The sequence below is a fragment of the Kaistella flava (ex Peng et al. 2021) genome (genome assembly GCF_015191005.1).
Taxonomy (GTDB): domain Bacteria; phylum Bacteroidota; class Bacteroidia; order Flavobacteriales; family Weeksellaceae; genus Kaistella; species Kaistella flava.
Map to the genome: position 1 here is coordinate 1,873,064 of NZ_CP040442.1, position 15,762 is coordinate 1,888,825.

General features: G+C 33.5%; 12 protein-coding genes, 1 tRNA gene and 1 pseudogene. 7 read left to right on the forward strand and 7 right to left on the reverse strand.

All coding sequences use genetic code 11. The features are described from left to right. From tsaD to Q73A0000_RS08535, 3 genes are read left to right on the forward strand one after another with little or no spacing between them, the layout of a single operon-like run. Positions 1-1,053 carry a tRNA (adenosine(37)-N6)-threonylcarbamoyltransferase complex transferase subunit TsaD gene (gene tsaD / locus Q73A0000_RS08525; protein ID WP_193810558.1) on the forward strand — a complete coding sequence of 351 codons (1,053 nt, stop codon included), beginning with the start codon at positions 1-3 and terminating at the stop codon, positions 1,051-1,053. Positions 1,054-1,070: 17 nt separating this feature from the next. Beyond that, the gene (locus Q73A0000_RS08530; protein WP_193810559.1) at positions 1,071-1,469 is read left to right on the forward strand and encodes a hypothetical protein; all 399 of its coding nucleotides are present in this window, start codon (positions 1,071-1,073) and stop codon (positions 1,467-1,469) included. After that, on the forward strand, positions 1,466-2,161 hold the full coding sequence (locus tag Q73A0000_RS08535; protein WP_193810560.1) for an RsmE family RNA methyltransferase: 696 nt from the start codon (positions 1,466-1,468) through the stop codon (positions 2,159-2,161). The genes Q73A0000_RS08530 and Q73A0000_RS08535 overlap by 4 nt, the downstream gene beginning before the upstream one ends. A 42-nt stretch (positions 2,162-2,203) precedes the next feature. Here Q73A0000_RS08535 and Q73A0000_RS08540 read toward each other — a convergent pair whose 3' ends face one another. Next, positions 2,204-2,869, reverse strand: coding sequence for a TrmH family RNA methyltransferase (locus Q73A0000_RS08540; protein WP_193810561.1), 666 nt, complete (start codon positions 2,867-2,869; stop codon positions 2,204-2,206). A gap of 576 nt (positions 2,870-3,445) precedes the next feature. On the opposite strand from Q73A0000_RS08540, the gene Q73A0000_RS08545 reads away from it, so the two are divergent. Then, positions 3,446-4,465: an asparaginase gene (locus Q73A0000_RS08545; protein WP_193810562.1), complete on the forward strand. Its 1,020-nt coding sequence runs from the start codon at positions 3,446-3,448 to the stop codon at positions 4,463-4,465. A gap of 68 nt (positions 4,466-4,533) precedes the next feature. Further along, a tRNA-Ser gene (locus Q73A0000_RS08550) sits at positions 4,534-4,620 on the forward strand. 99 nt (positions 4,621-4,719) lie between these two features. Here the strand turns inward: Q73A0000_RS08550 and Q73A0000_RS08555 are convergent. Continuing rightward, positions 4,720-5,466 carry a hypothetical protein gene (locus Q73A0000_RS08555; protein ID WP_193810563.1) on the reverse strand — a complete coding sequence of 249 codons (747 nt, stop codon included), beginning with the start codon at positions 5,464-5,466 and terminating at the stop codon, positions 4,720-4,722. Positions 5,467-5,730: 264 nt separating this feature from the next. Between Q73A0000_RS08555 and Q73A0000_RS08560 the strand changes: the two are divergent. Beyond that, positions 5,731-6,113, forward strand: a pseudogene (locus Q73A0000_RS08560) (site-specific integrase); the annotation flags it as partial. Positions 6,114-6,168: 55 nt separating this feature from the next. Here the strand turns inward: Q73A0000_RS08560 and Q73A0000_RS08565 are convergent. The 5 genes from Q73A0000_RS08565 to Q73A0000_RS08585 all read right to left on the reverse strand — a co-directional run bounded on the left by Q73A0000_RS08565 (position 6,169) and on the right by Q73A0000_RS08585 (position 12,717). Then, on the reverse strand, positions 6,169-6,993 hold the full coding sequence (locus Q73A0000_RS08565) for an IS3 family transposase (protein ID WP_193810564.1): 825 nt from the start codon (positions 6,991-6,993) through the stop codon (positions 6,169-6,171). Continuing rightward, a complete protein-coding gene (locus tag Q73A0000_RS08570; protein ID WP_193810565.1) occupies positions 6,990-7,277 on the reverse strand; it encodes a transposase in 288 nt (95 codons plus the stop codon). Before Q73A0000_RS08570 ends, Q73A0000_RS08565 begins: the two co-directional genes overlap by 4 nt. Positions 7,278-7,604: 327 nt before the next feature. Continuing rightward, positions 7,605-9,848, reverse strand: a complete 2,244-nt coding sequence (locus Q73A0000_RS08575) for a heparinase II/III family protein (protein ID WP_193810566.1) — start codon at positions 9,846-9,848, stop codon at positions 7,605-7,607. A 128-nt stretch (positions 9,849-9,976) separates the two neighbouring features. Next, positions 9,977-12,301 carry a chondroitinase-B domain-containing protein gene (locus tag Q73A0000_RS08580; protein ID WP_193810567.1) on the reverse strand — a complete coding sequence of 775 codons (2,325 nt, stop codon included), beginning with the start codon at positions 12,299-12,301 and terminating at the stop codon, positions 9,977-9,979. A gap of 59 nt (positions 12,302-12,360) precedes the next feature. Beyond that, positions 12,361-12,717, reverse strand: a complete 357-nt coding sequence (locus tag Q73A0000_RS08585; RefSeq protein WP_208458767.1) for a hypothetical protein — start codon at positions 12,715-12,717, stop codon at positions 12,361-12,363. Positions 12,718-13,482: 765 nt separating this feature from the next. Here Q73A0000_RS08585 and Q73A0000_RS08590 point away from each other — a divergent pair. Further along, complete coding sequence (locus tag Q73A0000_RS08590) at positions 13,483-15,741, forward strand: heparinase II/III family protein (protein ID WP_193810569.1); 2,259 nt, start codon at positions 13,483-13,485, stop codon at positions 15,739-15,741. Positions 15,742-15,762 lie beyond the last annotated feature (21 nt).

Sequence of the window (15,762 nt, forward strand, 5' to 3'; positions counted from 1 at the left end):
ATGAGTGACTCAATAATTTTAGGGATTGAATCTTCTTGCGACGACACTTCTGCTGCCGTTCTCAAAGGTAATAAAATCCTCTCCAACATTGCTGCTAATCAAGAAATCCACAATGAATATGGTGGTGTGGTTCCAGAATTAGCGTCCCGTGCGCACCAACAAAATATCATCCCGGTTGTTGAAAAAGCAGTCAATAAAGCAAATATACATAAAAAAGATATTTCTGCGATTGGTTTTACAAGAGGTCCTGGACTTTTAGGATCATTATTGGTCGGAACTTCTTTTGCTAAATCTTTGGCAATGAGTTTAGATGTTCCACTAATTGAAGTGAATCATCTGCAAGCGCATATTCTCGCACATTTTATCGACGATGCCAATCCACAACCTCCGAAATTTCCATTTTTATGTTTAACCGTTTCTGGTGGTCATACGATGATTGTTTTGGTGAAAGATTATTTTGATATGGAAATTATCGGAAAAACCATCGATGATGCTGCTGGTGAAGCTTTTGATAAAATCGGTAAGATTTTCGGCTTAGATTATCCTGCCGGCCCAATCATTGATAAATTAGCAAAAAATACCGTAGAAAATTCTTTTAAATTCAATAAACCACGAATAGAAAACTACAATTATTCTTTTAGTGGAATTAAAACTTCGGTGCTTTATTTTATCCAAAAAGAAGTTCGGAAGAATCCAGATTTCATTAAAGAGAACTTAAATGATTTGTGTGCTTCGGTTCAACATACGCTTGTTGAAATTTTAATGGATAAATTAGAAAAAGCAGCTAAAGAATTAGATATCAAAGAAGTGGCAATTGCCGGTGGCGTTTCTGCCAATTCAGGTTTACGAAAAGCAATGCAGGACAATGCAGAAAAATTAGGCTGGAATATTTACATTCCGAAATTTGAATATACAACCGATAATGCTGCAATGATTGCCATGGTAGCAAAATTAAAATTTGATCGTGGAGAATTTACCGATTTATCGATCTCTGCGACAGCGAGATATGATATTGAGGAAAATTTTAAAAAAGACGTTAAAATCATAGATTAAAAATTACAATTTTCCAGATGAAAATATTATTAGAAGAAAAAATACTGGTAACACATTCCAAAAAAAACTCAAGATATTATTGGGTATTGGAAACGGTTACAGGCCAAAGAGTTGCTTCGGAAGACGCAACAGAATACATGCCCTCCAATTCTGAAAACGGATACCTACAAGATATAAAAGAGGAAATCCTAGAAAAAATAAATACCGAAAATATTTTCAGTTTCCCCTTCATCCCAAAAGAAGGAGATTATTTATCGCTCAAAAATAATCTTAGAAAATCTGAATACCTAAATTTAATTTTCATTAATAATAAATGGATTGAAGAAATTTATACGTGCAGCTACAGAGAATGTGATACAGACATTTATACAACCATAAAAACCGGCGTGGCATTTTTAAGCGAAAATATTATATGAAACTATTTTACGGAGAAATATCCGACAATCAAGTAATCATCAATGAAGAGGAGCAAACTCATATCGTAAAAGTATTACGAATGAGGTCCGGCGAAGAAATTTTCGTCACTGATGGAAAAGGAAATTTAGCAAAAGGAAATCTGATATTTGAAGGTAAAAAAGTTTCACTGGAAGTTTCAGAAATCAAAGAAAATCTTCCGAATTTTTCAACGCAACTTCATATTGCCATTGCACCAACTAAGAATATTGACCGCATTGAATTCTTTGTAGAAAAGGCAACCGAAATGGGAATTTCAGAAATCACTTTATTACAAACAGAAAAGACAGAGCGTAAGAATTTAAATATTGATAAACTTCGAAAACAAAGTATTGCTGCTTCAAAGCAAAGTTTGCGTTTTCATTTCCCTATCATTAATGACCTTACCAAATTTTCTGATTTTATTAAAGAAGTTAATCCTGAAAACACTTTTGTTGCACACTGTAATGAAAATTTAGAGCGTATTGATTTAAAAGACATTCAACCCCAAGAAAAAATTACTTTTTTAATCGGTCCTGAAGGTGATTTTTCGGATAAAGAAATTCAGCTTTTAGCAGAAAAAGGAGTTAAAGCAGTTTCGCTTGGAAGTCAGAGATTGCGTACAGAAACCGCCGGCGTTTTCGTTGCAGCTTGGAATTATGGACTGATGTGTTGATTTGAAAATATCTTAATTTGAAATTTTTACAATTAACAAATACTATTTATTAGTAAGATCTCGCAAATATTTAGCTAAAATCTGTTCGCCGCTTTTAATTGAATTTACGGACCAGCGAACTTTCATTTCCCACAGTTTTTCTTCGGACAAAAGATAATCTATATTTGATTTGATGAGTTTCTGCTTGAGTTCATAAACACAAATTGCCGCAGCGACCGAAACATTAAAACTTCTTGTAAATCCATACATTGGAATGGCTAAAGTTTCATCTGCGAAATCTAAAATTTCATCTGTAACTCCGGCAGCTTCAGTTCCAAAAACTAAAGCGACAGGTTCTGTGGTTTGAAAATCAGGAAGAAGTGTTGCGTTTTTTTCGGGTGAAACCGCAATGATTTTATAACCGCGGTTTTTGATTTCTTTAATAGAATCTAAACTGTGTGGCATTCTTTCCACATCAACCCACGTTTCTGCGCCTTTGGTTACGCGAAGATTTGGATTGAATTCATTCTCACTTTCCATCGCCACAATTTTGTGGAATCCACACGCTTCTACGGAACGAACAATCGCCGCAGCATTTCGGAACTGAAAAACATCTTCGATAACCGGTAAAACAAAATCGGAACTTTCGGGTGCAAAATGATTGATTTTCTGCAGTCTTTCGTCGGTAAGAAATTGCTGGAGATATTCGAAGGTTTTCTGATTATTCATGGGGTCAAAAATACTGATTAATTTGGGAAATTAAAAGGTTTAAGAAGCCACGAATGAACCAATTAAAATTTTGGTGTTATAAAAAGTTCGAGCACCGAAAAGAGTAATGGTCGAAAATTAGAAAGAATCTTAATTTTTTTTAAACCGCAAAAGAGGCAAAAGTTCTACTTTATAATAAGCGAATCAAAAGTTTGCAAAAGCGGAATGAAATAGACGTTCTTCTATTTTGTAATCTTTGGGAATTGTTTTTTATTGTATTTGTCTTTTGTTTCTTTTGCGGTAAAAAGAGTACTATTTTTAAATGATAGGTCTTTGCTTATTATTTTCAAAAATCCATGAAGTACTTTTAATGCTTCCTAAAGTTGGTTGCGTGGTTTGCGATAGGGATCGCAGTGGAAATCCCGGAATAAGCGTTGGCAAATTTAGGCGGTTATTTTGTAAGCGTCGGCATGAGGAATTGCAACGAAGAGCCCGGTTTTTTAGATTTTTGAGGAGGGAATTTGCGCTGGCAAAAATCTAAAAAAATTGCCCAAAAAGTAATTTTTGTTATTCTGTGAAATGCTGTATTTTTGGAAGATGAAAAGAAAAGTGCTCCTGATTTATACCGGCGGGACGATCGGCATGGAAAAAGATTACGAAACCGGCAGTTTGATGGCCTTCGATTTTGGAAATATTTTTCAGAAGATTCCCGAGATGAAGTTGATTGAATGTGAAGTTGAAGTTTACCCGTTTCGGAAACCTTTGGATTCATCGGATATGGGACCGAAAGAATGGAAAATGATTGCCAATCATATCGGTAAAAATTACGAAAACTATGACGGCTTTTTGATTCTTCATGGAACGGATACCATGTCTTATTCTGCGTCTGCCTTGAGTTTTATGTTGAAGAATTTACGGAAACCGGTTATTTTGACGGGTTCACAATTGCCGATTGGAGATTTGCGAACGGACGCGAAAGAGAATCTTTTGACGAGTTTGTATTACGCTAGTTTGTACGATCAAGATGAGGCGGTGATTCAGGAAGTTGCGGTTTATTTTGAATATAAACTCCTTCGTGGAAACCGAACTTTAAAATATTCAGCTGAGTTTTTTGACGCTTATCAAACGCCTAATTATCCGGTTTTAGGTCAATCAGGCGTTCATTTGAATATTGAAAAAGACTTTTTGTGGCGTTCGAAAAGCAACAAACCATTTACGGTAGATACGCATATTTCGCAAGATGTTTTATTTTGGCGAATTTTTCCAGGAATGCATCTGAATCACTTCACTGAAATTCCTCAGGTGAAGGTTTTGGTGTTGCAGGTTTTTGGGTCGGGAACTATTTTCAATACAGAGAAAACGAAGAAAATTTTACAATCGCTCCGAAATAATGGAACTGAAATTGTGGTAATTTCGCAATGTGTATCGGGTTCAATCAGTTTTGGGAAATATACTAATTCTAATATTTTCAGAGAAATTGGTGCGATTAGTGGAAACGATATTACGGCCGAAAGTGCGATTACGAAAGCGATGCACCTTTTAGACAATCCAAATTACAGTGGAAGTTTCGCGGAGAATTACGTTAAAAGTCTGTGCGGAGAAGTTTCTGAAAATTAAACTTTCAAAATTTAGCGAATTCCACTTTTAGAATTCAATAAATTAGCCTATTTTTGCAGTCTTCAATTAGAGAGGTGTCCGAGTGGTTGAAGGAGCTAGCCTGGAAAGCTAGTGTACGGGCAACTGTACCGTGGGTTCGAATCCCATCCTCTCTACAAACAAGTCTATAAATCAGGGACTTAACGAAATCAGGGACTAAATCAGGGACTAACGTTCCTGATTTTTTGTTTTTAGCCATATTCATTTGCTAATATCTATCTTCTTCCAGCAAATCTACTATGCTCGCATATAGGGTCAGAATAAATAGGGGGATTTACTTTTTCGACATTAATTGTAGGAGTATGACTATTGTCCTTTTTAAATAAAGTTCTGTTTTCTAATTCCCTATCCTTCACATGATCATTATTGCCTTTCATTTTTATTTGCAATTCCTTTTCCTCTTTATATTGAATGATCAGCACATCTTTTGTTATAGGCAACTCGTGAATTTGTGCTTCAATAATTGAGATCTTATCAGTCGTCTTTTGAGTCTGTTTTTCTATCGCTGTTACATTTACACCCTTTGAAGCAAGGTTCGTAATGGTCTTTTGAACTTCTGCTTTGGCTAAATCAACAGTTTTCTGATAAAACGGCAATTGGTTTTTCCAGTAGTCAGAATTACTGTCTTCCGTACTTGTTGAATAATCTTTAATTCTTTTATAAGAGATTTCTGCCTTTGTAACTTCTGCTAGAACTTTAGTAAAATCTTCATATTTCCTTAATACAAATGCACTATCAGCGAGATATTTATTTTTTTCATTTTCCAAACGCTTTTTGATCAGTTCAATTTCTATACTTGCCCTTGTCTCAGGATTCGTAATTATTGATGTTTTGAGTTCCTGCGTACTGATGTCAGAAATATCTAACACATTTGGTCCTTTTTTCATGGCTTCCAAATATCTGGCTTGTTTCGCCTGTAACTTTTGCAGCATAAAAACATCGATGCTGTCATTGGTTAGCATAAAATTGATTCTGACATTATCATTTTTGTTTCCCTGTCTCCAAGCTCTGCCTTCAACCTGCCGAAGAGATGTAATTATATAGTAAAGTGAGCATATAAACATCTTTTGTGTTTTCCTGCAGGTTCGTTCCCTCCTAAATGGCTTCACTACCAATTATAATCTTAATCTTTCCTGAATTACTGGATGATACGCGTTGTTTTTTACTTGTGCTTCTAGTATTTACTCCAATCTCTTCGGGTTGATAGCCAATTTCCTTAATAAGGTATTCCATTAAATGACCACAGTAAGGCCATCATTTAAAATATGAGGATAAATTTTATAGTAACAACAACGCATTTCCTGTTATCACTAATCAAAAAATGAATGACTATTTGAAAGAATTGGCTGCAATTGCTGAACTCAATGAGCCAGTTCGGGAGACCTACTACAAAGGCAATGAAAGAATTGATGAAATTACTCCGAAACACGCTTTATTGAGTTCTCATGCCGGAAGAAGAACGTTTATATGTAATGCTTTAGCATTGGGAATTCCACCGCAAGTCGTTATGAAGTGGACAGGTCACAGTGATTATAAAGCAATGAAACCATATATTGATATTGCAGATCAAACTAAGATAAATGCTATGGAGAAATTTAATTTACTTTAATCCCTATTCTACCCTCATATCTTTAGACCACAATTCTTAGTTTCTTAATTGTTTTTTATGCTGCTAATTTATACTTTTCAGCTGGCTTTTTAAGCTCTATTCCCTGATGTCCTCTGTTGTGGTATCTTTGTAACCATTTTTGTATTCCCAGATAAAGCTCTAATCCGTCTTTGGCGGGATTTAAAAAAATGTGCTGGTATTTTAATGTCCGCCAAAACCTCTCGATGAAAATATTGTCTAAACATCTGCCTTTCCCGTCCATTGATATTTTTATTTCTTCTTTTTTCAAATATTCTACATAACTCTTGCAGGAAAACTGAGTGCCCTGATCTGAGTTTAAAATATCTGGTTTGCCGTGATTATTTATCGCCTCACTAACCACTTTTAATGACTCTGAAGCATCTAACGAATTGCTGATTCCCCATCCTACAATATACCTGCTGAAAACGTCTATCACTGCCGTCATATACATAAACCCATTCTTCATAGGAATATAAGTAATGTCTATTTGCCAAACTTGATTGGGTTTGCTGATCTCTAAATTTCTTAATAAATACGGATAGATATATTTATTTTCCCCTTTTTGCGTGAGCATCCTGCGGGGATAAATCGGCATAATAGAAGCCTTTCGCATCAAACGACGAACTCTCTCGTAACTCATGTTAATTTCTTTTTCTTTCAGCATCAGTTTCATTGTGATCACTCCGGCAGTGGGTTCCTGCATGATGTGGTGATCCATAAGTCTCATCGCTTCCAGATTTTCAGGATTCTCGCCTTTGGCATTATAGTAAAAACTGGATCTGTTGATCTCTAAAAGTTCACACTGTTCCCGAACGCTTATTTCAGAATTCTGTTCTATTAAAACTCTAAAATCTATCATAGACCGAAGCGTTTTAAGTTTTTTTTTAAGAATTCCTTCTCCATTTCCAGCTTACCAATTTTGGCATAAAGCTCCGAAACATCCGTATCTGGAATCTCTTTTTGTACTTTCTCTTCAAATATTAATGAAGAATTCTGCAAAAATTCCTGTTTCCAGACAGAGATCTGGTTGGGATGCAATTCAAACTTCAAAGCCAATTGTTGAAGCGTTTCCCTCTCCTTTAAAGCCTCAATTACTACCTTGGCTTTAAAACTGGATTCAAATTTTCTTCTCGTTTTTCTCATGTTTTTTCCGACTATTTAAAGTTAATAATTTCAACTTAAATAGTGGTCTAGTTTTTCAAGGGTATTATACCCTATCAATAAAATCGAGAAACATATCGGTGATAAAGTATTTTAGGAATATTTACTGGCTTTTAAAATCCTGTAAAGAAGTGAGATCTGGCTCACTAAAAGCAGTTTTATAATAATTTAGAAAATAAAAAAGAAGCCGTCTCACAACTTAATGAAACGGCTTTATTACGATTTTTTAATCGTCTCCTGTCCTAGCACGTGTTTAAAATTTATGAATCTCAGATGTTCAATTTAAATATTGAGACACTTTTTTTTCTTCTATTTAATTTCAAACTCAATCTGTTCGCCAGGTTTAAAGATGATTGATTTCTTAGTATTCAAATTTATAAAATTCATTTTTAAATCATTTTCGCTTAACGATTGAATGCTTATTTTGTTTGTTTCCAGTTTTACAAAAACATCGGCTTCTTCTGCAAAATTCAATTGAATATTATCTTTTGCCACATTTTTCACTGAAAAGAAGAGGGCAAGATTCTCTTTAGTTACTGAAATTGGCTGTGCTCCGTCAATTTTCCATTTGGAATCATTGATATCCCAATCTTTTATTTTCGGATTTTTTTTGTCTTTGTCTATGCGTTGATCAAAAGTTTTAAATGGAACAATAGTAGAAATAAAACTATAATTGGATTGTTTATTTTTAGAAACCACATTCCATTGTTTTCCGTCCTTGCCTGAAGAAATAACGGAATTCGCAGATTTCAATTGGTAAATATCACTTCCGGAACCATCTGCAAAAGTGGCACGTAATAAATCGGGCGCATTCTCTAAACTATAGTGTCCTTGCCAAACCTGTTTGTAGGTGTGTGGCGCACTCGAACTGAAATTGTCTTTTACAATCCAAAAATCGTTTCTTAAATAAATGACTTGTCGAGAGTATTTAACGCCCACGTTTTCGAAACCGTTGTGGCTACCGATATACAAGTCTAAATTATTGTTTGTATTCCATGTAATGTTTTTAGGTTGTGGTAAGGATTTGAATTTCCCAAAACCACTTCCGCCTTGATTTCCTCCATATCCTTTTCCTTGTAATTCATTATCTACCAAAGCCACATTTTTGACCATAGAATTTTTGAAAAATTCATAATCTTTTAGCGAATAACGTACTTGATAATTAGGTAAAATAACCTGTCCGTTCGCCATCGCTTGGATGCCCAACATATCACCGTGCTGATGATCAGGTTTGAACGGATCAAGTCCATTGGAAATAGCCATTACTTTATCGTCTTTTTTCCAACCTTCGCGCATAATGTAATAGCCGGTTTCGGGGAAAGAAACCGATTTGAAATCCGGAGTTTTCGTTTTTATATTATTAAGCAGTTTAAGTTGGGCATCATTTAAAAACCAATATATGCCTGATGGAACATAATTATTGGCAAAATAACCCATTTCCGGATCTTCAAAAAGCAAATAACCTAAAGTTAAAGCACCCGAAATATTATTTTTTTCAGCCCAAGGATTATTGGTATCATCTGAAAATACTGGCGCTGATTTATCTGGATATGCGATTTTAGGTAAAGTTTCAAACAAAGATCTTAATTTTGATTCCCAAAGAGGATCAATTTTAACATTATTATTTTTAGAAAGTTGATAGACATAGAAATAATTGTCGATATCACTTATATGATAATGCACAGAACGCTCAAATTGAAAGCCATCTTTATTAATTTCTCTAGATAAATGTTCCTGTATTGTACTCATTGCACGTTTATTCCACTGATCTGAATCTTTAAAATCCCGGAACAAAATAGAAACCATCGCCAACGCCGACATTCCTCTGGTTTGATGATTTCCCGGTACAAATTCAGCATTGGTTTTATACAAATTTGATGCGTGTTGTAGCAAAGTGGCAATCGTTAACAATTGATCAAAGTCTGAATAATCTTTTTCTCCCAAAAATAAATTGTGAATTTCCAACCAATTGAGTATCCGATAACCGGAACGAAATGCTTCATAAACTCCATTACCATCATCAATAGTTTCATATTTGTTTGCAACCAATGAGGTGTTTAATGATTTTAACTGGTCCTTAAAATAGTTAAGATATTCTGTATCTTTATTTTGATAATTATAATAAAAAGCAATATCTACCATTTTGTGTTGGCGTGCCAAATGACGCAAAGCATACGCATTAACTGGTTCTCCGTTTTGATAATTAAAGGGAAGTTTCCACGGTGTAACGGCACCGAATTTTGCCATGTGATCTAAAGCATTGTTGGTGTGAGCGCTTTTAGCATTTGGATAAATAGTATTGTATTCTTTGAATCGCGCATCATTGTTTTTCCAATCATAGAAATAACGTTCAGCGAATTTATCTCTAAAATACTGCGCTAATTTGGCATTGGTAATGGCTTTTGCACCACCTAATTCCTGAACGACTTCCGGTTTTAAATAATTTACTAAATCATTGATTGCAAGAACTTTTTCAGAAGGGATTTTTTGTCCAAAAATATTAAGTGAAATTACACAACTAAGGACAAAGAGAAAAAATTTTGAACACTTCATTTTATAATTTATTGACTAGAATTTAATTTAAAAATACCCTTGTAAAACTTGTTCTATTTTTTGAAAAATGCCACGAATGAACGAATTTATAACATTCGTGTATTCGTGGCAAAGCCGTTATACTAATTTTAGTACATTAATTTCATTTCTAAGTTCTGAACAACCTTAAATTCACCTGAATTTTCAATGGTATTTTTCCCTGGCTTTTGTCCTTTTTCACCCCATAAAATTGCAATTGTTTTTACAGGATTATTTTTAAAAATATTATTTGCAATAGTTACATATACGATCCCTGTGTTTTTAATTAAAATGTTTTCTGGCTGCGCTTTTCCACAGTTAGTAAAAGTATTCCCTTCCATTTTTAGATTTCCACCAATAGTTGATTCGTCATAACCACCACGATAGTAATCTAAAACAACACCTGGAATATTAGCAAATTTAGAATTAGTAAAAGTCACAAACTCGGCATTATAATCTCCGCCGTCATTTTTTTCTTTGTTGAGCATAAATCCATTTTCACAATCGCTAATTTTAGAATTTACAACTGAAATATTATCTGCAAATGAACCTTTAGAAACTTCTAAAACACTTTTAAAATTAGATATTTCAGAATTTTCAATAGAAATATCATAGGCTTTGCTCATTAATTTATCTAAAGTTGTAAATGCATTTTGAGTTTTATTTCCAGTAAGGATAACGTCTTTTAAAATTAAATTTCCTTTAGGTTGCATTTCGAAAGCAGTTTTCTTCGAAGAGAAAACAAGCTTTGCTTTACTTTTTTTGTTACTTGAAGCAATCGTAATTTCTTTGTTAATAGCCAACGAAGAAGATAATTTATAAGTACCACTTTTTAGCAAAATAATATCGCCAGAATTGGCTTTGTCTAATTTTTTTATCAATTCCTCGGACGTTGAAACTGAAATTATATTAGCTGGAGCTTTTGGTTTATTAACTTCGTACCAATTTGTTCCGTAATTACTTCTGTCAACTAATATAGGATTTCCTTTTATCGGATTTACGATTGCGCCTACGCTGTTATTAGTAGCAGTTCTGCTATTTCCAAAAAGGTCTTTGGTAATATTTTCAAAATCAAAACCATGATATAAATCAGTGTTATTTTCTTTTAAAGTAAACAAATCATCAGATACTTTGGTGACTCCAAAATCTTTAGTAATTAAACCTGCAGGTTTTACTTCGCTTTTGTTTTCATTATTGATAAAGTTATTTTTAAATGTTACACCATCCACTTTATCAAAATTTACAATAGGATTCATTTCTGGTAATTCGTTGTAAATTAAATTATTAGCAAAGAGTACTCGCTCAGGTCGGGCAGAACGAATTTCAGATTTCGGCAAAACTCCACTTTGACTAACGTTTGAACCAACGCTCAATTGCCACGGTGATTTGCTGTCTATAAAAGAATTGTATGCAACCACTACATCAGTCACTTGATTGTATCTATTTAAAGATGATTTAGGAATTCCGTTCATTATGGAAATGGCGCTACGGAACATTTCGCCATTTATTTTATAAAAATAGTTGTTCGTGATCCAGTGTCCGGTGTTCACAACTCGAATTCCTCCAATCTGATCGGAATTGTCATTTCCTATAAAAACGTTACTATCTACTATATTATAATTTCCATGTCTTATTACCAATGAACCTTCTGATTCAAAGAACACATTATTTCTGTATTCATTGAAGTTAGATTTATTTGAAATTACTTCTACTTCTCCGTTGCAATGTTCGAATAAATTTTTGTACACTTTAGTGTAAGAAGGTGTCATAGAGGTTTCACTATCGCCAATTTGAATTGTTTCTCCATGTGGACCACCTTTCCGCGGACGTGGACCAAAATAATTATTAACTATTTGGTGGTAATTGTAAACATTCTCATTACCATCAAGCAAAACCCGAACTGTCGGACCAAAATTAGATTTTCCAGTAATATAACAACTACTCAGTTCGTTATGTCTTCCCCAAAATTCAATCCAATGGTCGCTTACATCTCTGTCCGGTTGGGTAAATTCGTCGATTACACATTGTGTGAACTTGCAATTGTTGGCAATAGAATCATTGTTAATTTTGAACTGGACAACTGCCTTTGAAGGCGTATGACCGTTTCTGAAGTGCAAATCTCGCACTACTAAATAGTTTCCTCCAAATTTTAAATCAGAAGCACCTTCAATAAATACTTTTCCAGGTGTTTCGGCTCTTAAAGTAATTGGATTTTCTTTGGTACCATTGCCATAAAATTTAATTTGAACATCTTTCCAGATGCCATTTACTAAAATAATATTATCACCCGCAGTTGAATTTTTTATGGCGCTGTTCAGCTCCTTTATGTTATTTACTTTAATATTTCTTGTACTAATAACGGTATTTGCAAAAGCCAACTGATTGGTAGAAAATATTAAAATCAGTAAACTTAAAATAGAAATGATCTTTTTCATTGTTAAAATTTAATTTTTAAAATTGGTTTAATTTAATAATAGTCTTCTTTACATAATTTTTAAATGGTCTGCAAATCTTCCATGGAAATACCTTCTTTGTATTTAAACCAATATTTTCTGTAATAAGGAATTTTTGAGAGAGAAGCACTTTCTAAAATAGGCACATCAAGTGGGCTATTTACATTTTCTGTGTTGGTTCTAATCAATTCGCACTTTACGTAGATTTTTCTGATAACATCTACAGCAAATGGTAAATCGGTTTTTACACGTTCTGGCAAAACATATCCACCTAGACTAACCGTAAGATCTACACCCGAAAATCGCATTTCGGCGACCATTTCACCAAGCGTCTTATAATCTAAAAACTGTAATATTTTAGATAAATAAAAGTCGACAACACGGAGCAAATTTGCCATGGCAGCTTTTGTAATAATTTTTTTTCTGGCAATCATAGTGGATTGTTATTCTTTGATGATTACTTGATGTTTACACTTTCACAAAAAAATCAAACACCACTATTAGATTAATCAAATTGGATAACCACTTTGGTTTACCAAATATAGTTATAGTTTATTAAATACACAAATGGAATGCACATCTATTATGAGTTTAGTATAATAACATTTAAACCTTTATGCATCTAAGAATTTTTAATATTAAGATATAGGTTAACCGAATGGTACATCGAAACTTTATTTCAAATTACAAAAGAATAATAGACAATAACATATTGAGTTTTCTTCAGCTTTCTTCTAATTTCGAAAATAAGAAAACACCATGTTAAAAACCTTGTCTTTATACAAATGATAACTTTAGTCCACTACAAATTTGGATGATCATTTATTTCCAATACAATTTTATCACTTATTCCGAGTAAACAATTTCCTATTAAAAAACTAAATATTTACTTCTATTCCAATTACAGCATAATGATGGATAACAAAAAGTACGTTATTCCATTAGAAAGCGTCTCAAAAGTGATTCTAAAAAAAGAAATCACATCATTCGTGAATTAAAAAAATTTCCTATATTTGGTAAACCAAATTGGTAAACCAATATCTATAAGACGTTTTTGGTTTTAGTTCGTTGTTAATTAAAATAATTTGAACTTAATGAAAATTCTCCTTTAAAAAGGATAAACTACTGACGAAATGAAAATCAGTTTAATTTAGAAAAAAATAATGATGCATAAATTTTCATCCTATATAAAGGCTTTTTTTTGTCTATTTTGTATTTTACTATATCAATATAATTCTGCCCAAGAACATCCCTCTTTAATTTTAACAAAAAAAGGCGTTGCCGAAATTCGCGCCAATTTGGGTAAATTCCCTCTTTTCGATGAGTCAGTTTCTAATGCAAAAGCACAAGTTGATGCAGAAATTTTAAACGGAATCGAAGTACCAATCCCGAAGGATTACTCTGGAGGCTACACGCACGAACGCCATAAAAAGAACTTTATGATGATGCAGAAAGCCGGCCTTTTGTATCAGATTTTAAATCAAGACAAGTACGCAGAATATGTTAAAAATATGCTTTTTCAATATGAAAAAATGTATCCTACACTACCCCTTCATCCTCAAACAAGATCTTACGCAAGAGGTAAATTTTTCTGGCAAGCTCTGAATGATGCCAATTGGTTAGTTTATACAAGTCAGGCTTATGACTGCATCTATGACTATTTAAGTCCAGTCGAACGGAAACGGTTAGAAACAAATTTGTTCTGTCCGTTAGCAGATTTTATTTCTTTGGAAAATCCTAAATTTTTTAATAGAATTCACAATCACAGTACTTGGGCAAATGTAGCAGTAGGCATGATTGGTTTAGCAATGAATAATAATAAATTGATTGACCGTGCCTTATATGGAATGAAAAACGACGGCATAAAACCTGGTGAAAAAGACAATGACGGTGGATTATTAAAAAAACCAGGACAAAAAGCGGGGTTTTTCGCAAATATCGAAGAGCCCTTTTCACCAGACGGCTACTTCACCGAAGGACCTTATTATCAAAGATATGCGATGTATCCTTATATAGTTTTCGCAGAAGCTCTTCAAAATAAAAAACCAAAATTAAAGGTTTTTGATTATAAAAATGGTGTTTTATTAAAATCGTTAAACACCTTATTAAATTTAACAGATTCAGATGGGAAATTTTTTCCACTAAATGACGGACAAAAAGGAATGTCATATTATTCCCGGGAATTAGTATTTTCTCTTGATGCCGCGTATTTATTTGGCGGAAAAGATTCTGGATTGCTTTCAATTGCACAAAAACAAGGTGAAGTGACATTAGATGATGCAGGATTTGCTGTGGCTAAAGCAATTCATGAAGGACTAGCAACACCTTTAGAGAAAATCTCAGTGGAATATTCAGATGGCCCAAAAGGAGATCAGGGTGGTGTCGGAATTTTGAGAAGTAAAGGATCGAAAGAAGATTTGACATTAGTCATGAAGTATACAGCTCAAGGCAGCAGTCATGGTCATTATGATAAACTATCTTTCTCTTTTTATGAAGGTGGAAATGAAGTTTTACAAGATTACGGTTTATCCAGATTCGTCAATATTCAGCAGAAAGGAGGTGGAAATTATTTAAAAGAAAATAAAACCTGGGCAAAGCAAAGTATCGCACACAATACCATCACTCAAAATGAAACCTCCCATTTTAGTGGTGATTACGAAACAGGAGATCAGTTTCATTCGGAAAAATATGTATTTGATGCCTCCAATCCAAAATTGCAGGTAGTTAGTGCAAAAGAAACAAATGCCTATCCAGGAACAGAATTGCAGCGCGTACTGGCACTAATTAAAGAAGGAAGTTTTGAAAATCCTTTTCTGCTGGATATTATAAAGATTAAATCTAAAACCAATAATCAATATGATTTGCCCTATTATTACTTCGGTCAGATCGTGTCAACAAATTTTAAATATATGTCGCCACAAACATTGTCGCCCCTAGGAACAAAAAATGGCTACCAACATTTATGGAAAGAAGGTGAAGGTTCCCAAGTGGATGATAATATAAAAATATCCTGGTTTAATAAAGACCGTTTTTATAGTATGACCTCTGTCATTTCTAATAATGATAAGTTAATTTTCGCAAGAATTGGAGCAAATGATCCAGACTTTAATTTAAGAAATGATCCTGCAATTATCATTCGCAAACAAGATACTAAAGACACTTATTTTGTTTCAGCAATAGAAATACATGGCAATTACGATCCTGTAACCGAGATTGGAACTAACACGTATAGTACTATCAAAAAGTTAGACATCATTTATCAGGATGAAAATTATGCATCGGTGAGGATAGAAAATAAAGATGGTGAATCTTCAAATTTCATCTTCGCATTCAATGATGCCGATAAATACAGCCAACATCAAATAAAAATCAACGAAAAGGATTATAAATGGACTGGTCCTTTTACAATAATTAATAATTAATAATTAATAAAAATAAACATT

Excerpts from the sequence above, each read along its gene's own strand:
- tsaD (WP_193810558.1), top strand. The coding sequence starts at position 1 with ATGAGTGACTCAATAATTTTAGGGATTGAATCTTCTTGCGACGACACT.
- Q73A0000_RS08530 (WP_193810559.1), top strand. The coding sequence starts at position 1,071 with ATGAAAATATTATTAGAAGAAAAAATACTGGTAACACATTCCAAAAAA.
- Q73A0000_RS08535 (WP_193810560.1), top strand. The coding sequence starts at position 1,466 with ATGAAACTATTTTACGGAGAAATATCCGACAATCAAGTAATCATCAAT.
- Q73A0000_RS08540 (WP_193810561.1), bottom strand. The coding sequence starts at position 2,869 with ATGAATAATCAGAAAACCTTCGAATATCTCCAGCAATTTCTTACCGAC.
- Q73A0000_RS08545 (WP_193810562.1), top strand. The coding sequence starts at position 3,446 with ATGAAAAGAAAAGTGCTCCTGATTTATACCGGCGGGACGATCGGCATG.
- Q73A0000_RS08555 (WP_193810563.1), bottom strand. The coding sequence starts at position 5,466 with ATGCTAACCAATGACAGCATCGATGTTTTTATGCTGCAAAAGTTACAG.
- Q73A0000_RS08565 (WP_193810564.1), bottom strand. The coding sequence starts at position 6,993 with ATGATAGATTTTAGAGTTTTAATAGAACAGAATTCTGAAATAAGCGTT.
- Q73A0000_RS08570 (WP_193810565.1), bottom strand. The coding sequence starts at position 7,277 with ATGAGAAAAACGAGAAGAAAATTTGAATCCAGTTTTAAAGCCAAGGTA.
- Q73A0000_RS08575 (WP_193810566.1), bottom strand. The coding sequence starts at position 9,848 with ATGAAGTGTTCAAAATTTTTTCTCTTTGTCCTTAGTTGTGTAATTTCA.
- Q73A0000_RS08580 (WP_193810567.1), bottom strand. The coding sequence starts at position 12,301 with ATGAAAAAGATCATTTCTATTTTAAGTTTACTGATTTTAATATTTTCT.
- Q73A0000_RS08585 (WP_208458767.1), bottom strand. The coding sequence starts at position 12,717 with ATGGCAAATTTGCTCCGTGTTGTCGACTTTTATTTATCTAAAATATTA.
- Q73A0000_RS08590 (WP_193810569.1), top strand. The coding sequence starts at position 13,483 with ATGATGCATAAATTTTCATCCTATATAAAGGCTTTTTTTTGTCTATTT.